The sequence below is a fragment of the Cellulomonas oligotrophica genome (genome assembly GCF_013409875.1).
Lineage (GTDB): Bacteria > Actinomycetota > Actinomycetes > Actinomycetales > Cellulomonadaceae > Cellulomonas > Cellulomonas oligotrophica.
Window position 1 is genome coordinate 926,069 of sequence record NZ_JACCBK010000001.1, and the last position, 14,136, is coordinate 940,204.

Annotated in this window: 15 protein-coding genes; 4 read left to right on the forward strand and 11 right to left on the reverse strand. The window is 77.0% G+C overall.

The features are described from left to right. Positions 1-15 precede the first annotated feature (15 nt). Both BKA21_RS04110 and BKA21_RS04115 read right to left on the reverse strand, forming a co-directional pair. The gene (locus tag BKA21_RS04110) at positions 16-537 is read right to left on the reverse strand and encodes a flavodoxin domain-containing protein (protein ID WP_140458513.1); all 522 of its coding nucleotides are present in this window, start codon (positions 535-537) and stop codon (positions 16-18) included. Between the two features lie 147 nt (positions 538-684). After that, positions 685-1,206, reverse strand: coding sequence for a MarR family winged helix-turn-helix transcriptional regulator (locus tag BKA21_RS04115; protein WP_140459145.1), 522 nt, complete (start codon positions 1,204-1,206; stop codon positions 685-687). 159 nt (positions 1,207-1,365) lie between these two features. Between BKA21_RS04115 and BKA21_RS04120 the strand changes: the two genes are divergently transcribed. Continuing rightward, on the forward strand, positions 1,366-1,944 hold the full coding sequence (locus BKA21_RS04120; RefSeq protein ID WP_140458512.1) for an NYN domain-containing protein: 579 nt from the start codon (positions 1,366-1,368) through the stop codon (positions 1,942-1,944). A gap of 64 nt (positions 1,945-2,008) precedes the next feature. On the opposite strand, the gene BKA21_RS04125 is transcribed toward BKA21_RS04120, so the two are convergent. Beyond that, positions 2,009-2,824: an alpha/beta hydrolase family protein gene (locus BKA21_RS04125; RefSeq protein WP_140458511.1), complete on the reverse strand. Its 816-nt coding sequence runs from the start codon at positions 2,822-2,824 to the stop codon at positions 2,009-2,011. Between the two features lie 139 nt (positions 2,825-2,963). Here BKA21_RS04125 and BKA21_RS04130 point away from each other — a divergent pair, with 139 nt between their 5' ends. Next, on the forward strand, positions 2,964-3,410 hold the full coding sequence (locus BKA21_RS04130) for an HIT family protein (protein ID WP_140458510.1): 447 nt from the start codon (positions 2,964-2,966) through the stop codon (positions 3,408-3,410). Positions 3,411-3,477: 67 nt separating this feature from the next. Further along, complete coding sequence (gene nhaA / locus BKA21_RS04135) at positions 3,478-4,803, forward strand: Na+/H+ antiporter NhaA (RefSeq protein WP_140459144.1); 1,326 nt, start codon at positions 3,478-3,480, stop codon at positions 4,801-4,803. 32 nt (positions 4,804-4,835) lie between these two features. Here nhaA and BKA21_RS04140 read toward each other — a convergent pair whose 3' ends face one another. The 7 genes from BKA21_RS04140 to BKA21_RS04170 form a co-directional block, all read right to left on the reverse strand. Then, on the reverse strand, positions 4,836-5,696 hold the full coding sequence (locus BKA21_RS04140; protein WP_140458509.1) for an SDR family NAD(P)-dependent oxidoreductase: 861 nt from the start codon (positions 5,694-5,696) through the stop codon (positions 4,836-4,838). A 62-nt stretch (positions 5,697-5,758) separates the two neighbouring features. Continuing rightward, positions 5,759-6,256 (reverse strand): DsbA family protein, encoded by a 498-nt coding sequence (locus tag BKA21_RS04145; RefSeq protein WP_239072919.1) that lies wholly within the window; start codon positions 6,254-6,256, stop codon positions 5,759-5,761. Continuing rightward, positions 6,253-7,293: an NAD-dependent epimerase/dehydratase family protein gene (locus BKA21_RS04150; RefSeq protein WP_140458507.1), complete on the reverse strand. Its 1,041-nt coding sequence runs from the start codon at positions 7,291-7,293 to the stop codon at positions 6,253-6,255. The genes BKA21_RS04145 and BKA21_RS04150 overlap by 4 nt, the downstream gene beginning before the upstream one ends. Before the next feature lie 105 nt (positions 7,294-7,398). Next, on the reverse strand, positions 7,399-8,595 hold the full coding sequence (locus tag BKA21_RS04155) for an alcohol dehydrogenase catalytic domain-containing protein (RefSeq protein ID WP_140458506.1): 1,197 nt from the start codon (positions 8,593-8,595) through the stop codon (positions 7,399-7,401). 713 nt (positions 8,596-9,308) lie between these two features. Beyond that, positions 9,309-9,992, reverse strand: coding sequence for a DUF6518 family protein (locus BKA21_RS04160; protein ID WP_140458505.1), 684 nt, complete (start codon positions 9,990-9,992; stop codon positions 9,309-9,311). A gap of 89 nt (positions 9,993-10,081) precedes the next feature. Further along, positions 10,082-10,663, reverse strand: a complete 582-nt coding sequence (locus tag BKA21_RS04165) for a DUF1697 domain-containing protein (protein ID WP_140458504.1) — start codon at positions 10,661-10,663, stop codon at positions 10,082-10,084. Further along, positions 10,663-11,190, reverse strand: coding sequence for a methylated-DNA--[protein]-cysteine S-methyltransferase (locus tag BKA21_RS04170; protein WP_140458503.1), 528 nt, complete (start codon positions 11,188-11,190; stop codon positions 10,663-10,665). The genes BKA21_RS04165 and BKA21_RS04170 overlap by 1 nt, the downstream gene beginning before the upstream one ends. Positions 11,191-11,316: 126 nt before the next feature. Between BKA21_RS04170 and BKA21_RS04175 the strand changes: the two genes are divergently transcribed. Then, complete coding sequence (locus tag BKA21_RS04175; protein WP_140458502.1) at positions 11,317-12,309, forward strand: helix-turn-helix transcriptional regulator; 993 nt, start codon at positions 11,317-11,319, stop codon at positions 12,307-12,309. Between the two features lie 24 nt (positions 12,310-12,333). Here BKA21_RS04175 and BKA21_RS04180 read toward each other — a convergent pair whose 3' ends face one another. Continuing rightward, positions 12,334-13,776, reverse strand: a complete 1,443-nt coding sequence (locus tag BKA21_RS04180) for a mechanosensitive ion channel family protein (protein WP_140458501.1) — start codon at positions 13,774-13,776, stop codon at positions 12,334-12,336. Positions 13,777-14,136: the final 360 nt, after the last annotated feature.

A 14,136-nucleotide genomic window follows, 5' to 3' on the forward strand; every position in this document is an offset into this window, starting at 1 on the left:
CGGCGCGGCGCGACCTCAGACCCGGGCGGGGCTCGCGGGGGCGGCCGCGAGCAGGTCCAGCTCCTCGCCGATCTGCGTGGCCCACGTCGCGACCGCGGCCATGTCGCGGTGGTCGCCCTCCTTGGCGCGGCCGCCGGCGATGATCGCGCGCTCGGCGAACGTGAGCGCCGCACGGTCCAGCCGTCCGCGGAACGAGCGGTGCCCGCGGGCGCCGATCCGCTCGCGCAGCGCGGCGATCTCGAGCGGGGAGTTCGCCGAGTTCGCGGGCTGGGTGGCCAGGCCGGAGGAGAAGATCCACACCGGGCGGGCGCGCAGCTCGTCGACGAACGCGTCGGCGAGGTGGCGGGCCGCCGGGAGCCAGTGCGCGACGTACACCGCGGAGCCCAGCAGCACGGCGTCGTACCCGTCGAGAGACGGGACGTCCTCGGGCGCGCGCTGGTCCACGACGTGGCCACGGCCGGCGAGCACGCCGGCCATCACCTCGCCCATCTCCCAGGTCCCCTGGTGGCGCGAGGCCACGGCGAGCAGGATCCGCATCCGTCCCCTCCTCGGTGTGCGATCTGTCGGGTGCCGCGGGTGCGACGTGCTCACCATCGTCGCCGTCACCCGTCCGGCCGGGGTGGGCCCGAGGTCCTGAGGTGCCGCAGGTCACCGACCCGCCGGAGCCGTCGCAGGTGGCGGCGGTCAGGTGCCGGCGCGCCCGGGCGCCGCGACGGGGTCGACCAGGTGCGGCTGGGCGGCCCGCAGCTTGTCGCACAGCCGGCGCAGCGTGGTCAGCTCGTCGGCGTCGAGCGCACCGCCCACGAGGTGGTCGATGGAGCGCACGTGCCGGCGGCCGATCTCGCGCTGCGCTGCCCGGCCCGCGTCGGTCAGCCGGACGGCCCGTCCGCGCCGGTCCCCCGCCACGGGCGCACGCGTCACCAGCCCGGCCGCCTCGAGCCGGTCGACGAGCCGGGACAGGCTCGGCTGGGTGAGCAGGCTGCCCTCGCCGAGGTCGCGCGGGCGCAGTGTGCCCTCCGGCGCACGGGCGAGCGTGAACAGCACGTCGTACTCCTGGATGCTCAGGTCGCCCCAGACGTCGTCGGCCTGGAACCGGCGCATGAGCGCGACCTGGGCGCGGAACAGCGACTCCCACGCCTCCGCGGCCAGCCGCACGTCGGCCCGCGGCTGCCCCGTCCGGTCGTCCGCGACGCCGTCGTCGACCATCGCCCGCCCTCCCCGCCCGTGCCCGTCTGCCGCTCCCGCACGCGGACCGCCGTCGTCCGCCCGCGCCGGCTGCCCCGGCTCGCGCTGCATCATGCCACCGCCGCAGGTCGCAGGCCCGTCGCCCGGCGCCGTGCCGGTCCCGGCGTCTACGCTGGCCGGATGAGCGACGTTGCGCCCCCGGGGACCGGGACGACCTACCTGCTCGTCGACGGGGAGAACATCGACGCCACGCTCGGCTCGTCGATCCTCGGCGGCCGGCCCACGCCCGAGCAGCGGCCGCGCTGGGAGCGGGTGCTGAGCTTCGCGCAGGGCACGTGGGGCCAGCCGGTCAAGGCGCTGTTCTTCCTCAACGCGTCCAACGGCACCCTGCCGATGTCGTTCGTGCAGGCGCTCACGGCGATCGGGTTCGTGCCGATCCCGCTGTCGGGCGAGTCGTACGAGAAGGTCGTCGACATCGGCATCAAGCGCACGCTCGAGGCGATCGCGCTGCGCGACGGCGACGTGCTGCTGGCCAGCCACGACGGCGACTTCGCGCCCGAGGTCGAGCAGCTCGTCGACGGCGGCCGGCGGGTCGGGCTCATGGCCTTCCGGGAGTTCACCAGCCAGCAGCTCGCGCAGCTGACGGCCCGCGGCCTGAGCGTCTTCGACCTGGAGACGGACGTCGCGGCGTTCAACGTGCAGCTGCCGCGGCTGCGGATCATCCCCCTCGAGGAGTTCGACCCCGTCCGCTACCTCTGAGCCCGGCGCGCCGGGCCCGGCACCGGTCGGACGCACGAGGCGTGCGGCCGGTGCCGGTCCGCGGTCAGCCGCCGAAGCCGGCGGCCAGCGTCTCGTCGATGATGTCGTGGACCTGGTCGGCGTGCTCGCCGTCCAGCAGCGCGACGCCGTGCGCCGACCCGCTCAGCTCGACGTAGGCGTCGGGGTCGTCGAGCGGGGCGACCTGCATGCTCTGCGCGGCCGGCACGTCGCCGTCGCCCGCGGAGGCGACCACGACGATCGGACCGGTGAACCCGTGGGTCGCGGCCGTCGCGTCGAGGTCGCCGAACGCGGCGGGCGGGCTGAGCGCGACGACGGCGGCCGCGTCGAGGTCCTGCGCGAGGGCCGCGGACCACGCCCCGCCCATCGAGGCGCCGACGAGCGCGACGTCCTGGGCGCCGGCGGCCCGCAGGACGTCGACGGCGCCGCGGACGGACTCCTCGGCGGCACCGCCCCAGGTGAAGGTGGCCACGAGGTAGCCCTGGGACGCGAGCCGCACGAGCTCGTCCGCCCACTGGCACACGTCGCCGCCGTCCTGCGGCGACAGGACGACGCCGCGGGTGCCCGATCCGGCCCAGGCCACGTGCGTGGCGGCGAGGTCCTCGCCGACGTCGGCGGCGGCGACGCCCTCCGCGAGGCAGTCGTCGGGGTCGGTCGGCGTGAGCTCGACGGGCGCGGCCGCGAGCGTGGTGGTCGCGCCCGTGGGCACGGCCTCGGGGTCGGGCGGGGTGTCGGAGGAGCAGGCGGTGAGCGCCGCCAGGGCGAGCACGGCGGCGAGCGCACCGACGGCCGGCCGGGCGCGACGGGAGGGGGCGGACGCGGTCCGCGCGGTGGTGGGGCGAGGGGTCGTGGAGGGGAGCACACCCGTTTCCTACCGGTTCGCGGCGTCCGGCAACCACCCCGGTCCACGACCTAAACGATTCAGCAGTGCGCCGGCCGTCGGCCCCGGCCCACCCGGACACCCCGCGACCGCCCGCGTCCTGCGGCAGTAGCGTGGGCCCATGACCACGCTGTTCACGCGCATCATCGACGGCGAGATCCCCGGGCGCTTCGTCTGGTCGGACGACCGGGCCGTCGCGTTCACCACCATCGCGCCGATCACCGACGGGCACACGCTGGTCGTGCCGCGCGCCGAGGTCGACCAGCTCACGGACGCGCCCGACGACCTGCTCGCGCACCTGGTGGTCGTGGCCAAGACCGTCGGCCGGGCCCAGCAGGCCGCGTGGGACGCGCCGCGCGCGGCACTGCTCGTCGCGGGCTTCGAGGTGCCGCACCTGCACCTGCACGTGCTCCCCGCGTGGGACGAGTCGAGCCTCACGTTCGCGAACGCCCGCACCGACGTGCCGGCCGCGGACCTCGACGCCGCGGCCGAGCGTCTGCGGGACGCGCTGCGGGCGGCGGGGCACGGCGCGCACGTCCCCGCGACGGCGGGCTCCCCCGCGCTGTGAGGGCGCCGACCGCAGCGCGACGGGCACGCCCGTGAGCACCGCCCGCCTGACGTCGACGCGCGCCCGCATGGCGACGCTCGCCCCTCCCGTGCGCGCGTTCCTGGCCACCGAGGCGGGCAGCGCCGTGGTGCTGCTCGCCGCGACGGTCCTGGCCCTGGTCTGGGCGAACTCCCCCTGGCGGGACGCGTACACGACCCTGTGGCACACGCCCGCGGGCGTGACGGTCGGCCCGTGGGCCCTGGAGCTGGACCTGCAGCACTGGGTCAACGACGCCGCCATGGCGGTGTTCTTCGCGGTCGTGGGCCTCGAGATCAACCGGGAGCTGACGCGCGGCGAGCTGCGCGACCCGCGGGCGGTGGCCGTGCCGGCGCTCGGTGCGCTCGGCGGCCTGCTCGTGCCCGTGCTGGTGTTCGTCGCGTTCAACGCCGGCACCGACGCCGTGCACGGCTGGGGCGTCGTCATGTCCACCGACACCGCGTTCCTCGTCGGCGTGCTCGCGCTGTTCGGCCCGCGCTGCCCCGACCGGCTGCGGCTGTTCCTGCTGACGCTGGCGATCGTCGACGACATCGGCGCGATCACGGCGATGGCGGTCTTCTACACCGACGAGGTCGACGTCGTCGCGCTCGCCGTGGCCGGTGTCCTGGTGCTCGCCCTCGTCGGGCTGCGGGCCCGCGGGGTGTGGCAGCTGGCCCCGTACGTGCTGGTGGGGCTCGCGCTCTGGGCGGCGGTCCTCGCCTCGGGCGTGCACGCGACCATCGCCGGCGTCCTCGTCGGGCTGCTCGTGCCCACGGCGGTGCCGCACGAGCGGCGCCGCGACGCGGTCGCGCTGCACGCGCGGCGCTTCCTGCAGGACGCGAGCGCCGACCGCGAGCGCGACGCCGAGCGTGCGGGTCGGGCGGCCGTGCCGACGGGCGACCGGCTGCAGCGGGCCCTGCACCCGTGGAGCGCGTTCGTCGTGGTGCCGCTGTTCGGGCTCGCGAACGCGGGCGTGCGCCTGGACCCGGCGACGCTCGCGGACGCGGCGTCGTCGCGGCTGACGATCGGTGTGGCGGTGGCGCTGGTCGTGGGCAACGCGGTCGGCATCACGGGTGCGGCGACGCTGGCGCTGCGGCTGGGGCTGGGCGACCTGCCGGGGCGGGTGCGGTGGGGGCACCTGCTGGGCGGGGCGGTGCTGGCGGGCATCGGGTTCACGATCTCGCTGTTCATCGCCCAGCTGGCGTTCGACGACCCGGTGCTGCTGGAGCAGGCGAAGATCGGGGTGCTGGCGGGGTCGCTGGTCGCCGCGGTCGCGGGGTCGCTGCTGCTGCGGTGGCTGGGTGAGCGGCTGCCGCTGTGCTCCCCGCCGCAGGTGCCGGCCGAGCTGCCACCGCTGCCCTGGCGGCCGCCGGCCTGAGGACCGCCGGCCATGGGGTCGTGCGCGGCCGGTCAGACGATCGGGTCGTCGGGTCCCCACGTGGCCAGGCGGAGCGTGCGGGCGTCGGTGTCGGCGATCGCGGCGGCGTGCTCGCGCAGGGACGCGACGGTGTCGACGCCGGCGCGCACGAACCGGCCCGACAGGTCGTCGAGGTCGCCGGCGGCGAAGCCCAGCACGAGCGCGGCGACGTCGGCCGGGTCGGTCCACGCCGTGCGCCCGGCGTGCACGGGCATGGCCGCGGTCATGGCGGTGGCGACGACGCCGGGGGCGAGGTCCAGCACGCGGATGCCGGCGTCGCGGTACTGGTGGTCGAGCTGGGTGGTGAACCGGGCGAGCGCGCCCTTGCTGATCGTGTACCCCGTGTAGGTGGGCTGGGCGCGGTGGCCGGAGCCGGAGTTCACGTTGAGCACCCGGCCGGACCCGCGCGCGAGCATGCCGGGCAGCACGGCGTGCGTGACGAGCAGGGGGCCGCGCACGTTCGTCTCGACGACGCGCCAGACGTCCTCGACGTCGGCCGCGGCGAACGGCAGCTCCTCGTCCTCGATGACGCCGGCGTTGTTGACGAGCAGGCCGATGCCGCCGGCGAGGCCCGTCTCGACGTGCGTGACGGCGGCCGCGACGGCGTGGGCGTCGACGAGGTCGGCGGCCGCGACCACGGCGTGCCCGTCGTCCTCGCGGATCTGCTCGGCCACGTCGTCGAGGTGGGCACGGGTGCGCCCGACGAGGCCGACGGCCCACCCGGCACGGGCGAGCGCGAGGGCGAGCTCGCGGCCGATGCCGCGGCCGGCCCCGGTGACGAGCGCGGTGCGGGGCACGGCGGGTCCGGGGGCGGCGGTGCGGGCGGCTGCGGCGCGGGCGGCGGGGGTGCTCACTCCCCCATCCTGCCGCCTCGCGGGCGCCCGTCCGCGCCGGCGGTCCCGGGGCACCACGCCGGTCAGACCGCGTCGACGACGGCCCGCAGGCCGTCGAGGGTGAGACGGCCGCGCTGGCGGACCCCGTCGACGAAGACGACGGGGGTGCCGTGCACGTCGTGCGCGAGCCCCTCGGCGTAGTCGGCCTGCACCCGCGGGGCCCACTGCTGGGCGCGGTCGCCGACGACGTCGTCGGGGTCGAGGCCGAGCTCGGTGGCGTAGGCGCGCAGGTCCGCCTCCGCGAGGCGGTCCTGCCGGGTCAGCAGGAGCTCCTGCATGGGCCAGAACAGCCCGTGGGCGCCGGCGGCCTCCGCGGCGAGCGCGGCCGCGAGCGCGTGCGGGTGCACCTGGAACAGGGGGAAGTGCCGCCACACGAGGCGGACCCGGCCGTGGGACTCCGCGACGAGCCGACGCAGCACGGGCGCCGCCTGCGCGCAGTAGGGGCACTCGAGGTCGCCGAACTCCACGACGGTCACGGGTGCGTCCGGGTCGCCCAGGACGTGCGCGTGCTCGCCGGTCACAGCCGCCACCGCGGGCGCATCGGGGGGCTGGCGGTCCCGGCGCCGGCGGCGATGCCGTCGACCAGCTCGGCGAGGGTCTCGTGGCCGGTGCGGGCGGGTCGCCACCCGAGGCTTCGCTCGGCGCGGGCCGTGCCCAGCACGGGCACGCCGAGCGCCATGTCGAACCAGCCGGGGCCGACGGGCACGGCGCGGGCCCGCCAGGCGGCGGACAGCGCGAGCCGTGCCGCGCGGGCTGGGACGTCACGGACCCGGCCCTGCGACACCACGGCGGCGACGTCGTGCCCGTGCAGCACCTGGGGCGCGGCGACGTTGAACGCACCGGGGACCTGCCGCACGACGGCCTCGCGGAACGCCTCGGCGAGGTCGTCGGCGTGCACGACCTGCAGCCGCAGGCCCGTGGGCCACGGCAGCACCGGCACCTTGCCGGCCAGCAGGGGCGTCGGCACGAACGGGCCGAGGAAGTACCGGGCGATCTCGTGGCCCGCGTCGCGCTGGAAGACCAGGGCGGGGCGCAGCCGGGTCACGACGAGAGACGGGTGGTCGGCCTCGACGCGGTCGAGGAGCTGCTCGACGGAGACCTTGTCGACGCTGTAGGTGCTGGTGCGGGTCCCGCCCGTGGGCAGGTCCTCGTCGCGGGGGTCGTCGTCCGCGACGGGCGAGTACGCGCCGACGGACGACGCGACGACCAGGTGCGGGACGCCCGCGCGCACGGCGGCCTGCGCGACGCGGCGGGTGCCGACGACGTTCGTGGACCGCAGCGTGGCGCGGTCGTGGCTCGGCTGGATCGCCCACGCCAGGTGGACCACGGCGTCGGCGCCCGCGAACGCGCGGGCCAGCGCGGCGACGGTCGGCGCGTCGTCGTCACCGGCCCCGACGTCGCACGCGACCCAGTCGGCCACGTCGTACGGGGGCGGCGGTGTGCGCGCGGGCACCCGCCGGGCGACGCCCGTGACGGACGTGATCGTGGTGTCCGCGGCGATCCGCCGCAGCAGGGCGGTGCCCACGTTGCCGCTGGCTCCGACGACGACGACCCGCACGGTGCCTCCTCCTCGCGTCCCGGCCGGGACGCCTCGTGGGTGCCGAGTCTGCTCCCTGCACGGCGTCCCGGCACGTCACGCGCCGGGACGCCGCACGCGGACCCGTCAGGCCGCGGGGTCGAGGACGACCTTGACGCAGCCGTCGGACTTGCGCTGGAACATGTCGTACGCGGCGGGAGCCTGCTCCAGCGGCACCCGGTGCGTGCGCAGGTCCAGCACGCCGAGCGGGTCCGCGTCGTCGGTGACCAGCGGCAGCAGCTCGTCGGTCCAGCGCCGGACGTTGGCCTGGCCGAAGCGGAACGTCAGCTGCCGGTCGAACACGTCCATCATCGGGAACGGGTCGACGGCACCGCCGTAGACGCCCACCACCGACACGGTCCCGCCGCGGCGGGCCGCACCGATGGCCGTCTGCATGGCGGCCATGCGGTCGACGCCGGCCTTCTCCATGAACTTCTGCGCGAGCGCGTCGGGCAGCAGCCCGGCGACCTTCTGCCCGGCGGCGAAGACGGGCGACCCGTGGGCCTCCATGCCGACGGCCTCGACGACCCCGTCGGCGCCGCGCCCCTGGGTCAGGTCGCGGACCGCGGCCACGACGTCGTCGGTCGCCGCGGCGTCGATCGTCTCGACGCCGTGCCGCCGCGCCATGGCGAGGCGCTCGGGCACGCCGTCGATCCCGACGACCCGCCCGGCGCCCCGGTGCCGGGCGATGCGCGCGGCCATCTGCCCGATCGGCCCCAGCCCCACCACGACGACGGTGCCACCCGCCGGCACGTCGGCGTTGACGACGGCCTGCCACGCGGTCGGCAGCACGTCCGACAGGTACAGGTACGCCTCGTCGGGGCGACCGTCCGCGGGGACGACGACGGGCCCGTACTGCGCCTGCGGCACGCGCAGGTACTGGGCCTGCCCGCCAGGGACGCTGCCGTACAGCGACGTGTACCCGAACAGCGCAGCGCCCTTGCCCTGCTCGCGCACCTGCGTCGTCTCGCACTGGGACTGCAGCCCGCGGGTGCACATGAAGCACGTCCCGCACGCGATCCCGAACGGCACGACCACCCGGTCGCCCACGCTCAGCCGTCCCGCGGCCTGCGGGCCGACCTCCTCGACCACGCCCATCGTCTCGTGGCCCAGCACGTCGCCGGGCTTCAGGTAGGGCCCGAGGACGGAGTACAGGTGCAGGTCGGAGCCGCAGATCGCGGTCGACGTCACGCGGACCACCGCGTCCGTCGGCTCCTCGATGCGGGGGTCGGGCACGTCCTCGACCGCCACCTGCTCACGTCCCTGCCACGTCAGTGCACGCACGTCGTCATCACCTCGTCCTGGGGGAAGGCCTGCGGCCACCGGCCGCGGCGGGGTGCCGCCCGCTTCTCGACGAGCACCCGTCGTGCCCCTCCACCGTCGCACCGCAGGGGCAGCACCGCACCCGCTCACCGGGCCGCGCACGGATGAGGACGTCCGGGACTCATGCCCGGACGGGCGACGACCGATGCGACCGGCATGGCCCATCGCCCGTCGTGGTTCGACGACCTCCATCTCCGCCTGCTCGTGCGGTGGGAGCGGCGGCGACCGCCTCTGCCGTACTCCGACAGGATCGACCGGGAGAGCGTCGTGCCGCGGGACCGGGCCGGTCGCCCGGGTACCGGGGACGACGGCACGACGGACCTTCTCGCGCTCGCCCAGGACGGGCTCGACCACGTGCTGGCAGGCAGCCACGGGCTGCGGGTGCGGCAGCTCGCGGCGCCGTACGCCACGAGCCTGACCGGCGCCCCCGCGGCGGCCTTCCAGGTCGAGGTGGAGAGCTCCCCGCACCGGCACGTGCACACCGACACGATCGTGTCGTACGACGGCTGGCTGCTCACCGTGGGGTGTTCGACGCGCCGGCGGACCAGCCGGCGTCGACGGCTCTCGTCGAGGCGCTCCTCGCGAGCTGGACGTGGCTGCCTGCGGGTGCGCGCTGAGACGGTGGGCGAGGCGCGCCGCGCCGGCGTCGCGGGGCGGGCGTCCGGAGGCCGACGTCAGGCAGCGCCTCCGAGGGCGTGCAGCGCGGCGAACCCGACGCATCCCGCGGCGAGGGCGGGGGCGAGCCAGCGCAGCACGGCGCGTGCCTGCGGGCCGCGGCGGGCGAGCAGGACCGCGGCGAGCAGGCCGACGACCGCGAAGGTGACGGCGTCGTCGACGTAGCCGAGCACGTAGCCGTACGAGACGAGCGCCTCGGCGAGCCAGGCGGCGACGAGCAGCGCGGCACCGAGCCCGCGCTCCCAGCCGTGGACGGCGCCGGACCCGGTGGCGGCGGCCGGCTCGCCGCTGCGCCACCACGACCAGCCGGCGGCACCCGCGACGGCGCCGCCGACCAGGGCACACACCAGCCAGAAGCCGACCGTCCCAGGGTTGACGCCGAAGCCGCGGGCCGCGGCCGTGGCGTAGTAGCCGACGACCTGCAGCGCGCACGCCAGCACACCCAGCACGGCGCCCCAGCGGCGTGCCGATCCGAGCGCACCGACGAGGAAGGGGGCCACGAGCCACGGCGTGACGGCGTTCGCGAGACCGGCGACCGGGTCGGGCAGCACGGTCTGCGCGAACGACGTCACGGCACCGGCCAGGAGCCCGGCGGTGGCGGCGATCGCCACGGTGCGCGCGGTGCCGCGGCGCGGTGCGGCGGCCGGAGGTGCGGCGGGGGCGCGGAGCGCGGGTGTCGTCACGCGTCGAGCATGGCCGGGCGCCGGCGTCGGCGCGTCGGCCGGCGGGTGGGGTGCCGCGGCGGGATGTCCGCCCCGGGGTGGAGCAGGGGTCAGCCCGGGGTCGCGGCGGCCAGGCCCGCCAGGGTCGTCACGGTGCGCCAGTTGCGGGCCGTCCCGCGCCCCCGGGTGGCGCGGGTCACCGCGACCGCGAGCGCGGAGCGCCCCAGGCCCTGCGGCAGGTGCAGGTAGAGCTCGCGGTCGCCGACGGCGAGCTGCTCGGGCGCGTAGGGGGCGAGGTCGAGCGCCGGGGCGGCGGCGGGGTCGGGGCCGGGCAGGAAGACCACGTGGTGGTGGGTGGGGTCGTCGTCGCCGTCGAGGAAGGGGTTGGCGGCGACGACCGCGTCGAGCTGGGCGCGGGTGCGCACGACCACGTCGGGCGCTGCGGGGAACGCCTGCGCGCACGCCTCGCGCAGGCGGGCGGCGACGGCGTCCGGGTCGGGGTCGGGCGAGGTGAGGACGACGTTGCCGCTGTTGACGTAGGTGCGCACGTCGCCGTAGCCGCACGCGTGCACGACCGCCCGCAGCTCGGCCATCGGCACCCGGGCCGCGCCGCCGACGTTCACGCCCCGCAGGAGGGCGACCATCACGGTGACGGCGGGGCCCGGTGCGGCGCCCCCGCCCGTTGCCGCCATCAGAAGAGCACCGTCGTGCCCGAGGCCACGGCCGCCTCGAGGTCCAGCAGCGCGCGCTTGCGCCCGATGCCCGCCGCGAAGCCCGTGAGCGTGCCGTCGGCGCCGATCACGCGGTGGCACGGCACCACGACGGCGACGGGGTTGGCGCCGTTCGCGGCCCCGACGGCGCGCGACGTGGTGCGCGGGTCGAGGCCGAGTGCGGCCGCGAGCGCCCCGTAGGTGGTGGTGGTGCCGTAGGGGATGCGCCGCAGCCCGTCCCACACCAGCCGCTGGAACGCGGTGCCGGCGGGGTGCAGAGGCATCGTGAAGTCGCGGCGCTCCCCGGCGAAGTACTCGTCGAGCTCGCGGGCCGCGTGCGCGAGGGCCGGGTGCGCGTGCGGCTCGACGCGTCCGCCCAGGGCGTCGTCAGCCGCGGACCCGTCGGCCCGGGGCAGCCGCACGTGCGTCACCGCCCCGTCGGCCACGTCCTGCGCCGCCACCACCACCGGCCCCATCGGCGAGCCGACCACCACGTGCACGAGCTCCATGCGTCCCATCCTCACCCTCGCCCCCGACATCGCCGTCCCCCTGCACCCGGCAGACGCCGCACGACCTGCGGTCGTGAGGTCGGGTGGCGGACAGGTCCTGACCGCCACCGGTGCCAGGGTGGGGGCATGACCGGACCCTCGGCGCGGATCCTCGCGCTGCTGCAGCTGCTGCAGCAGCACCGCGACTGGCCGGGCGACGTGCTCGCCCGGCGGCTGGACGTGAGCCCGCGGACCGTGCGGCGCGACGTCGACCGGCTGCGCGAGCTCGGGTACCCGGTGCACGCGACCAAGGGTCCGGACGGCGGCTACCGGCTCGAGGCGGGCGCCCACATGCCGCCGCTGCTGCTCGACGACGAGCAGGTGGTGGCTCTGACGATCGCGCTGCAGACCGCCGCGACGGGCGTCGCCGGGGTGGACGAGGCCGCGGCCCGTGCGCTGCAGACGCTCCGGCAGGTGATGCCGGCCCGGCTGCGGGCGGCGGCGGACGCGCTCGCCGTCACGGTGGTGGCGCGCGCCGGCGACCGGGAGGCGCCGGTCGTGGCCGGGGACGTCCTGCTGGCCGTCGGCACCGCCGTGCGCGAGCGGGTCGTGCTGCGGTTCGACCACGACGGCGGCAGCGGCCCCGTGCTGGGCACGGGCGACGCGGCGTTCCGGCCGCCGCGCCGCGCCGAGGCGCACCACCTGGTGCGGTGGGGCGGGCGCTGGTACCTCGTCGGGTTCGACCTGGACCGGCACGACTGGCGGCTGTTCCGCGTGGACCGGATGACGCCGCGCGGCACCGCGGGGCGTCGCGTGCCCGAGCGGGCGGTGCCCGGCGGGGACGTCGCCGCCTTCGTCGCGGGGCGGCTCGGCCGGCGGCCCGACGCGGCGTGCCGGGGCGAGGTGGTCCTGGAGATGCCCGCGGCGACCGCGGCCCGGTGGTCGGCGCGCGACACCGAGGTGGAGGCGCTCGGCCCGGACCGGACCCGGCTCGTCGTCGGCGCGTGGTCGTGGGACGGGCTGGCGGCGGTGCTCACGATGTACGGCGCGCCGTTCGTCGTCGTGGGGCCCGACGAGCTGCGGGACGCGGTGGGACGGCTGGCGGCCCGGCTCACCGCCGCGGCGCCGCCGGCGGGCTGAGGCGCCGTCCGGCGGGGCGGGACGTCACTCGCCCCGGCCGCGGATCGGGTCGTCCTCGCCGCGCCCGTCGGCGTGCTGCGCGGGCGGGACGTCCCGCGCGGCCGCGCCGTCCCCGGCAGCCGTGCCCGCAGGGTCGTCGGCCGGGTCGTCGGCCGCGTCCGGCTCGTCCTGCCGGTGCGCGGCGTGCTCCCGCTCGTCGATGACGTCCTGCCCCGGCCCGCTGAACGCCTGCGACCGCGCCACGGCGTCGACGCTCCCGGTGAAGAGCCGGTCGGCCGGCTGCGGCGCCGGGCGCTCGGGCACCACCTCGGCCGGTCGGCCGTCGTGCTCCAGACGGGTGCGCGGCAGGCCCTCCGGCGCCTCGCGCTGGAGCCACGCGACCAGGCCCTCGCGCACGTGGCAGCGCAGGTCGAACAGGGTCGGGGCGTCGACGGCGCTGGCCAGCGCCCGGACGCGGACCACGCCGCCGACGGCGTCGGTGACCTGGAGGATGCCGACGCGCTCGTCCCACAGGTCGGTGGCCGCGAGCAGGCGTGCCAGCTCGGCACGCATCGCGTCGACGGGGACCCGCCAGTCGACGTCGATCTCGACGGTGCCGAGCAGCTCGGCCGCGCGCCGGGTCCAGTTCTGGAACGGCGTCGTCGTGAAGTACGTGGACGGGAGGATGAGCCGCCGGTCGTCCCACACGTGCACCACGACGTACGTCAGGGTGATCTCCTCGATCCGCCCCCACTCCCCCTCGACGACGACCACGTCGTCGACGCGGATCGCGTCGGTGAAGGCCAGCTGCATGCCGGCGAACATGTTCGCCAGCGAGCTCTGGGCGGCCAGGCCGGCGACGATCGACAGCAGCCCGGCGGACGCGAAGAGGCTCGCCCCCAGGGCCCGGGCGCCGGGGAACGTCAGCAGCACGGCCGAGATCGCGACCAGGACGAGCACCGCGACGGTGAGGCGACGCAGCACCTGCACCTGGGTGCGCATGCGGCGCGCGTGGCGGTTGTCCTTGACGTCGACGCGGTAGCGGGCGAGCGCCAGGTCCTCCAGCACGAACGCCAGCGACCCGACCAGCCAGGTCAGGGTGACGATGAGGGCGATGAGCATGACGTGCTCGAGCGCCGGGCGCCACACCTCGTCGGCGGACGTGCTCAGCCGTGCGGCGACCCACACGGCGACGACCACGAGCACGGCCCGCAGCGGGCGGCGCGAGCGCCGGGACAGCTCGGCGGCGACCGTCGAGCGGCGTGCGGCACGGCGCACGACGGCGCCGACGACGGCCGCCGCGACGTACGCGACGGCCACGGCGGCGAGCGCGGCGAGGACGAGCAGCAGGACGTCGCCGACGCCGCGGGCGGCGGCGACGAGGACCTCGCCGTCGGTGGGCGAGGGCGTCGGCGTGGATGCAGCGGGTCCGGGTGCGGCGGCGGGCGGGCTCGCGGGGACGGCGGTGGCCACGGGCGGGGTGGTCATCCGTCCAGGCTAGGCAGCGGCCCGCGACCCGGCACCAGGGGGCGCTGCAGGGAGGACGTGAGCGTGCTCACGCCTCGCGGCGGGCGCGTGCGGCGGACGCCGGGCGCGACGGTGGGAGCGCGCAGCAGTGGGAGCGACCGGTCCCGCCCCCGTCGGACGGGGGCGGGACCCGGCGCAAGAGGCGTCTCGCCGGCACGAGGCGTGGCGCACTCCCTGGACCCTCCCGGGCCGGCCGGCTCTCGCCGGACCTTGGTGCGGCCGGTCACGGGAGCTGCACGTCCCCGCGATCGGCTGTGTCGAGTGTGGCACCGTTCGTCACGTCTGGCATGTCGAACGTGTGACCAGTACGTCACACGTCCT

Excerpts from the sequence above, each read along its gene's own strand:
- BKA21_RS04110 (WP_140458513.1), bottom strand. The coding sequence starts at position 537 with ATGCGGATCCTGCTCGCCGTGGCCTCGCGCCACCAGGGGACCTGGGAG.
- BKA21_RS04115 (WP_140459145.1), bottom strand. The coding sequence starts at position 1,206 with ATGGTCGACGACGGCGTCGCGGACGACCGGACGGGGCAGCCGCGGGCC.
- BKA21_RS04120 (WP_140458512.1), top strand. The coding sequence starts at position 1,366 with ATGAGCGACGTTGCGCCCCCGGGGACCGGGACGACCTACCTGCTCGTC.
- BKA21_RS04130 (WP_140458510.1), top strand. The coding sequence starts at position 2,964 with ATGACCACGCTGTTCACGCGCATCATCGACGGCGAGATCCCCGGGCGC.
- nhaA (WP_140459144.1), top strand. The coding sequence starts at position 3,478 with ATGGCGACGCTCGCCCCTCCCGTGCGCGCGTTCCTGGCCACCGAGGCG.
- BKA21_RS04165 (WP_140458504.1), bottom strand. The coding sequence starts at position 10,663 with ATGGCGGCAACGGGCGGGGGCGCCGCACCGGGCCCCGCCGTCACCGTG.
- BKA21_RS04170 (WP_140458503.1), bottom strand. The coding sequence starts at position 11,190 with ATGGAGCTCGTGCACGTGGTGGTCGGCTCGCCGATGGGGCCGGTGGTG.
- BKA21_RS04175 (WP_140458502.1), top strand. The coding sequence starts at position 11,317 with ATGACCGGACCCTCGGCGCGGATCCTCGCGCTGCTGCAGCTGCTGCAG.
- BKA21_RS04180 (WP_140458501.1), bottom strand. The coding sequence starts at position 13,776 with ATGACCACCCCGCCCGTGGCCACCGCCGTCCCCGCGAGCCCGCCCGCC.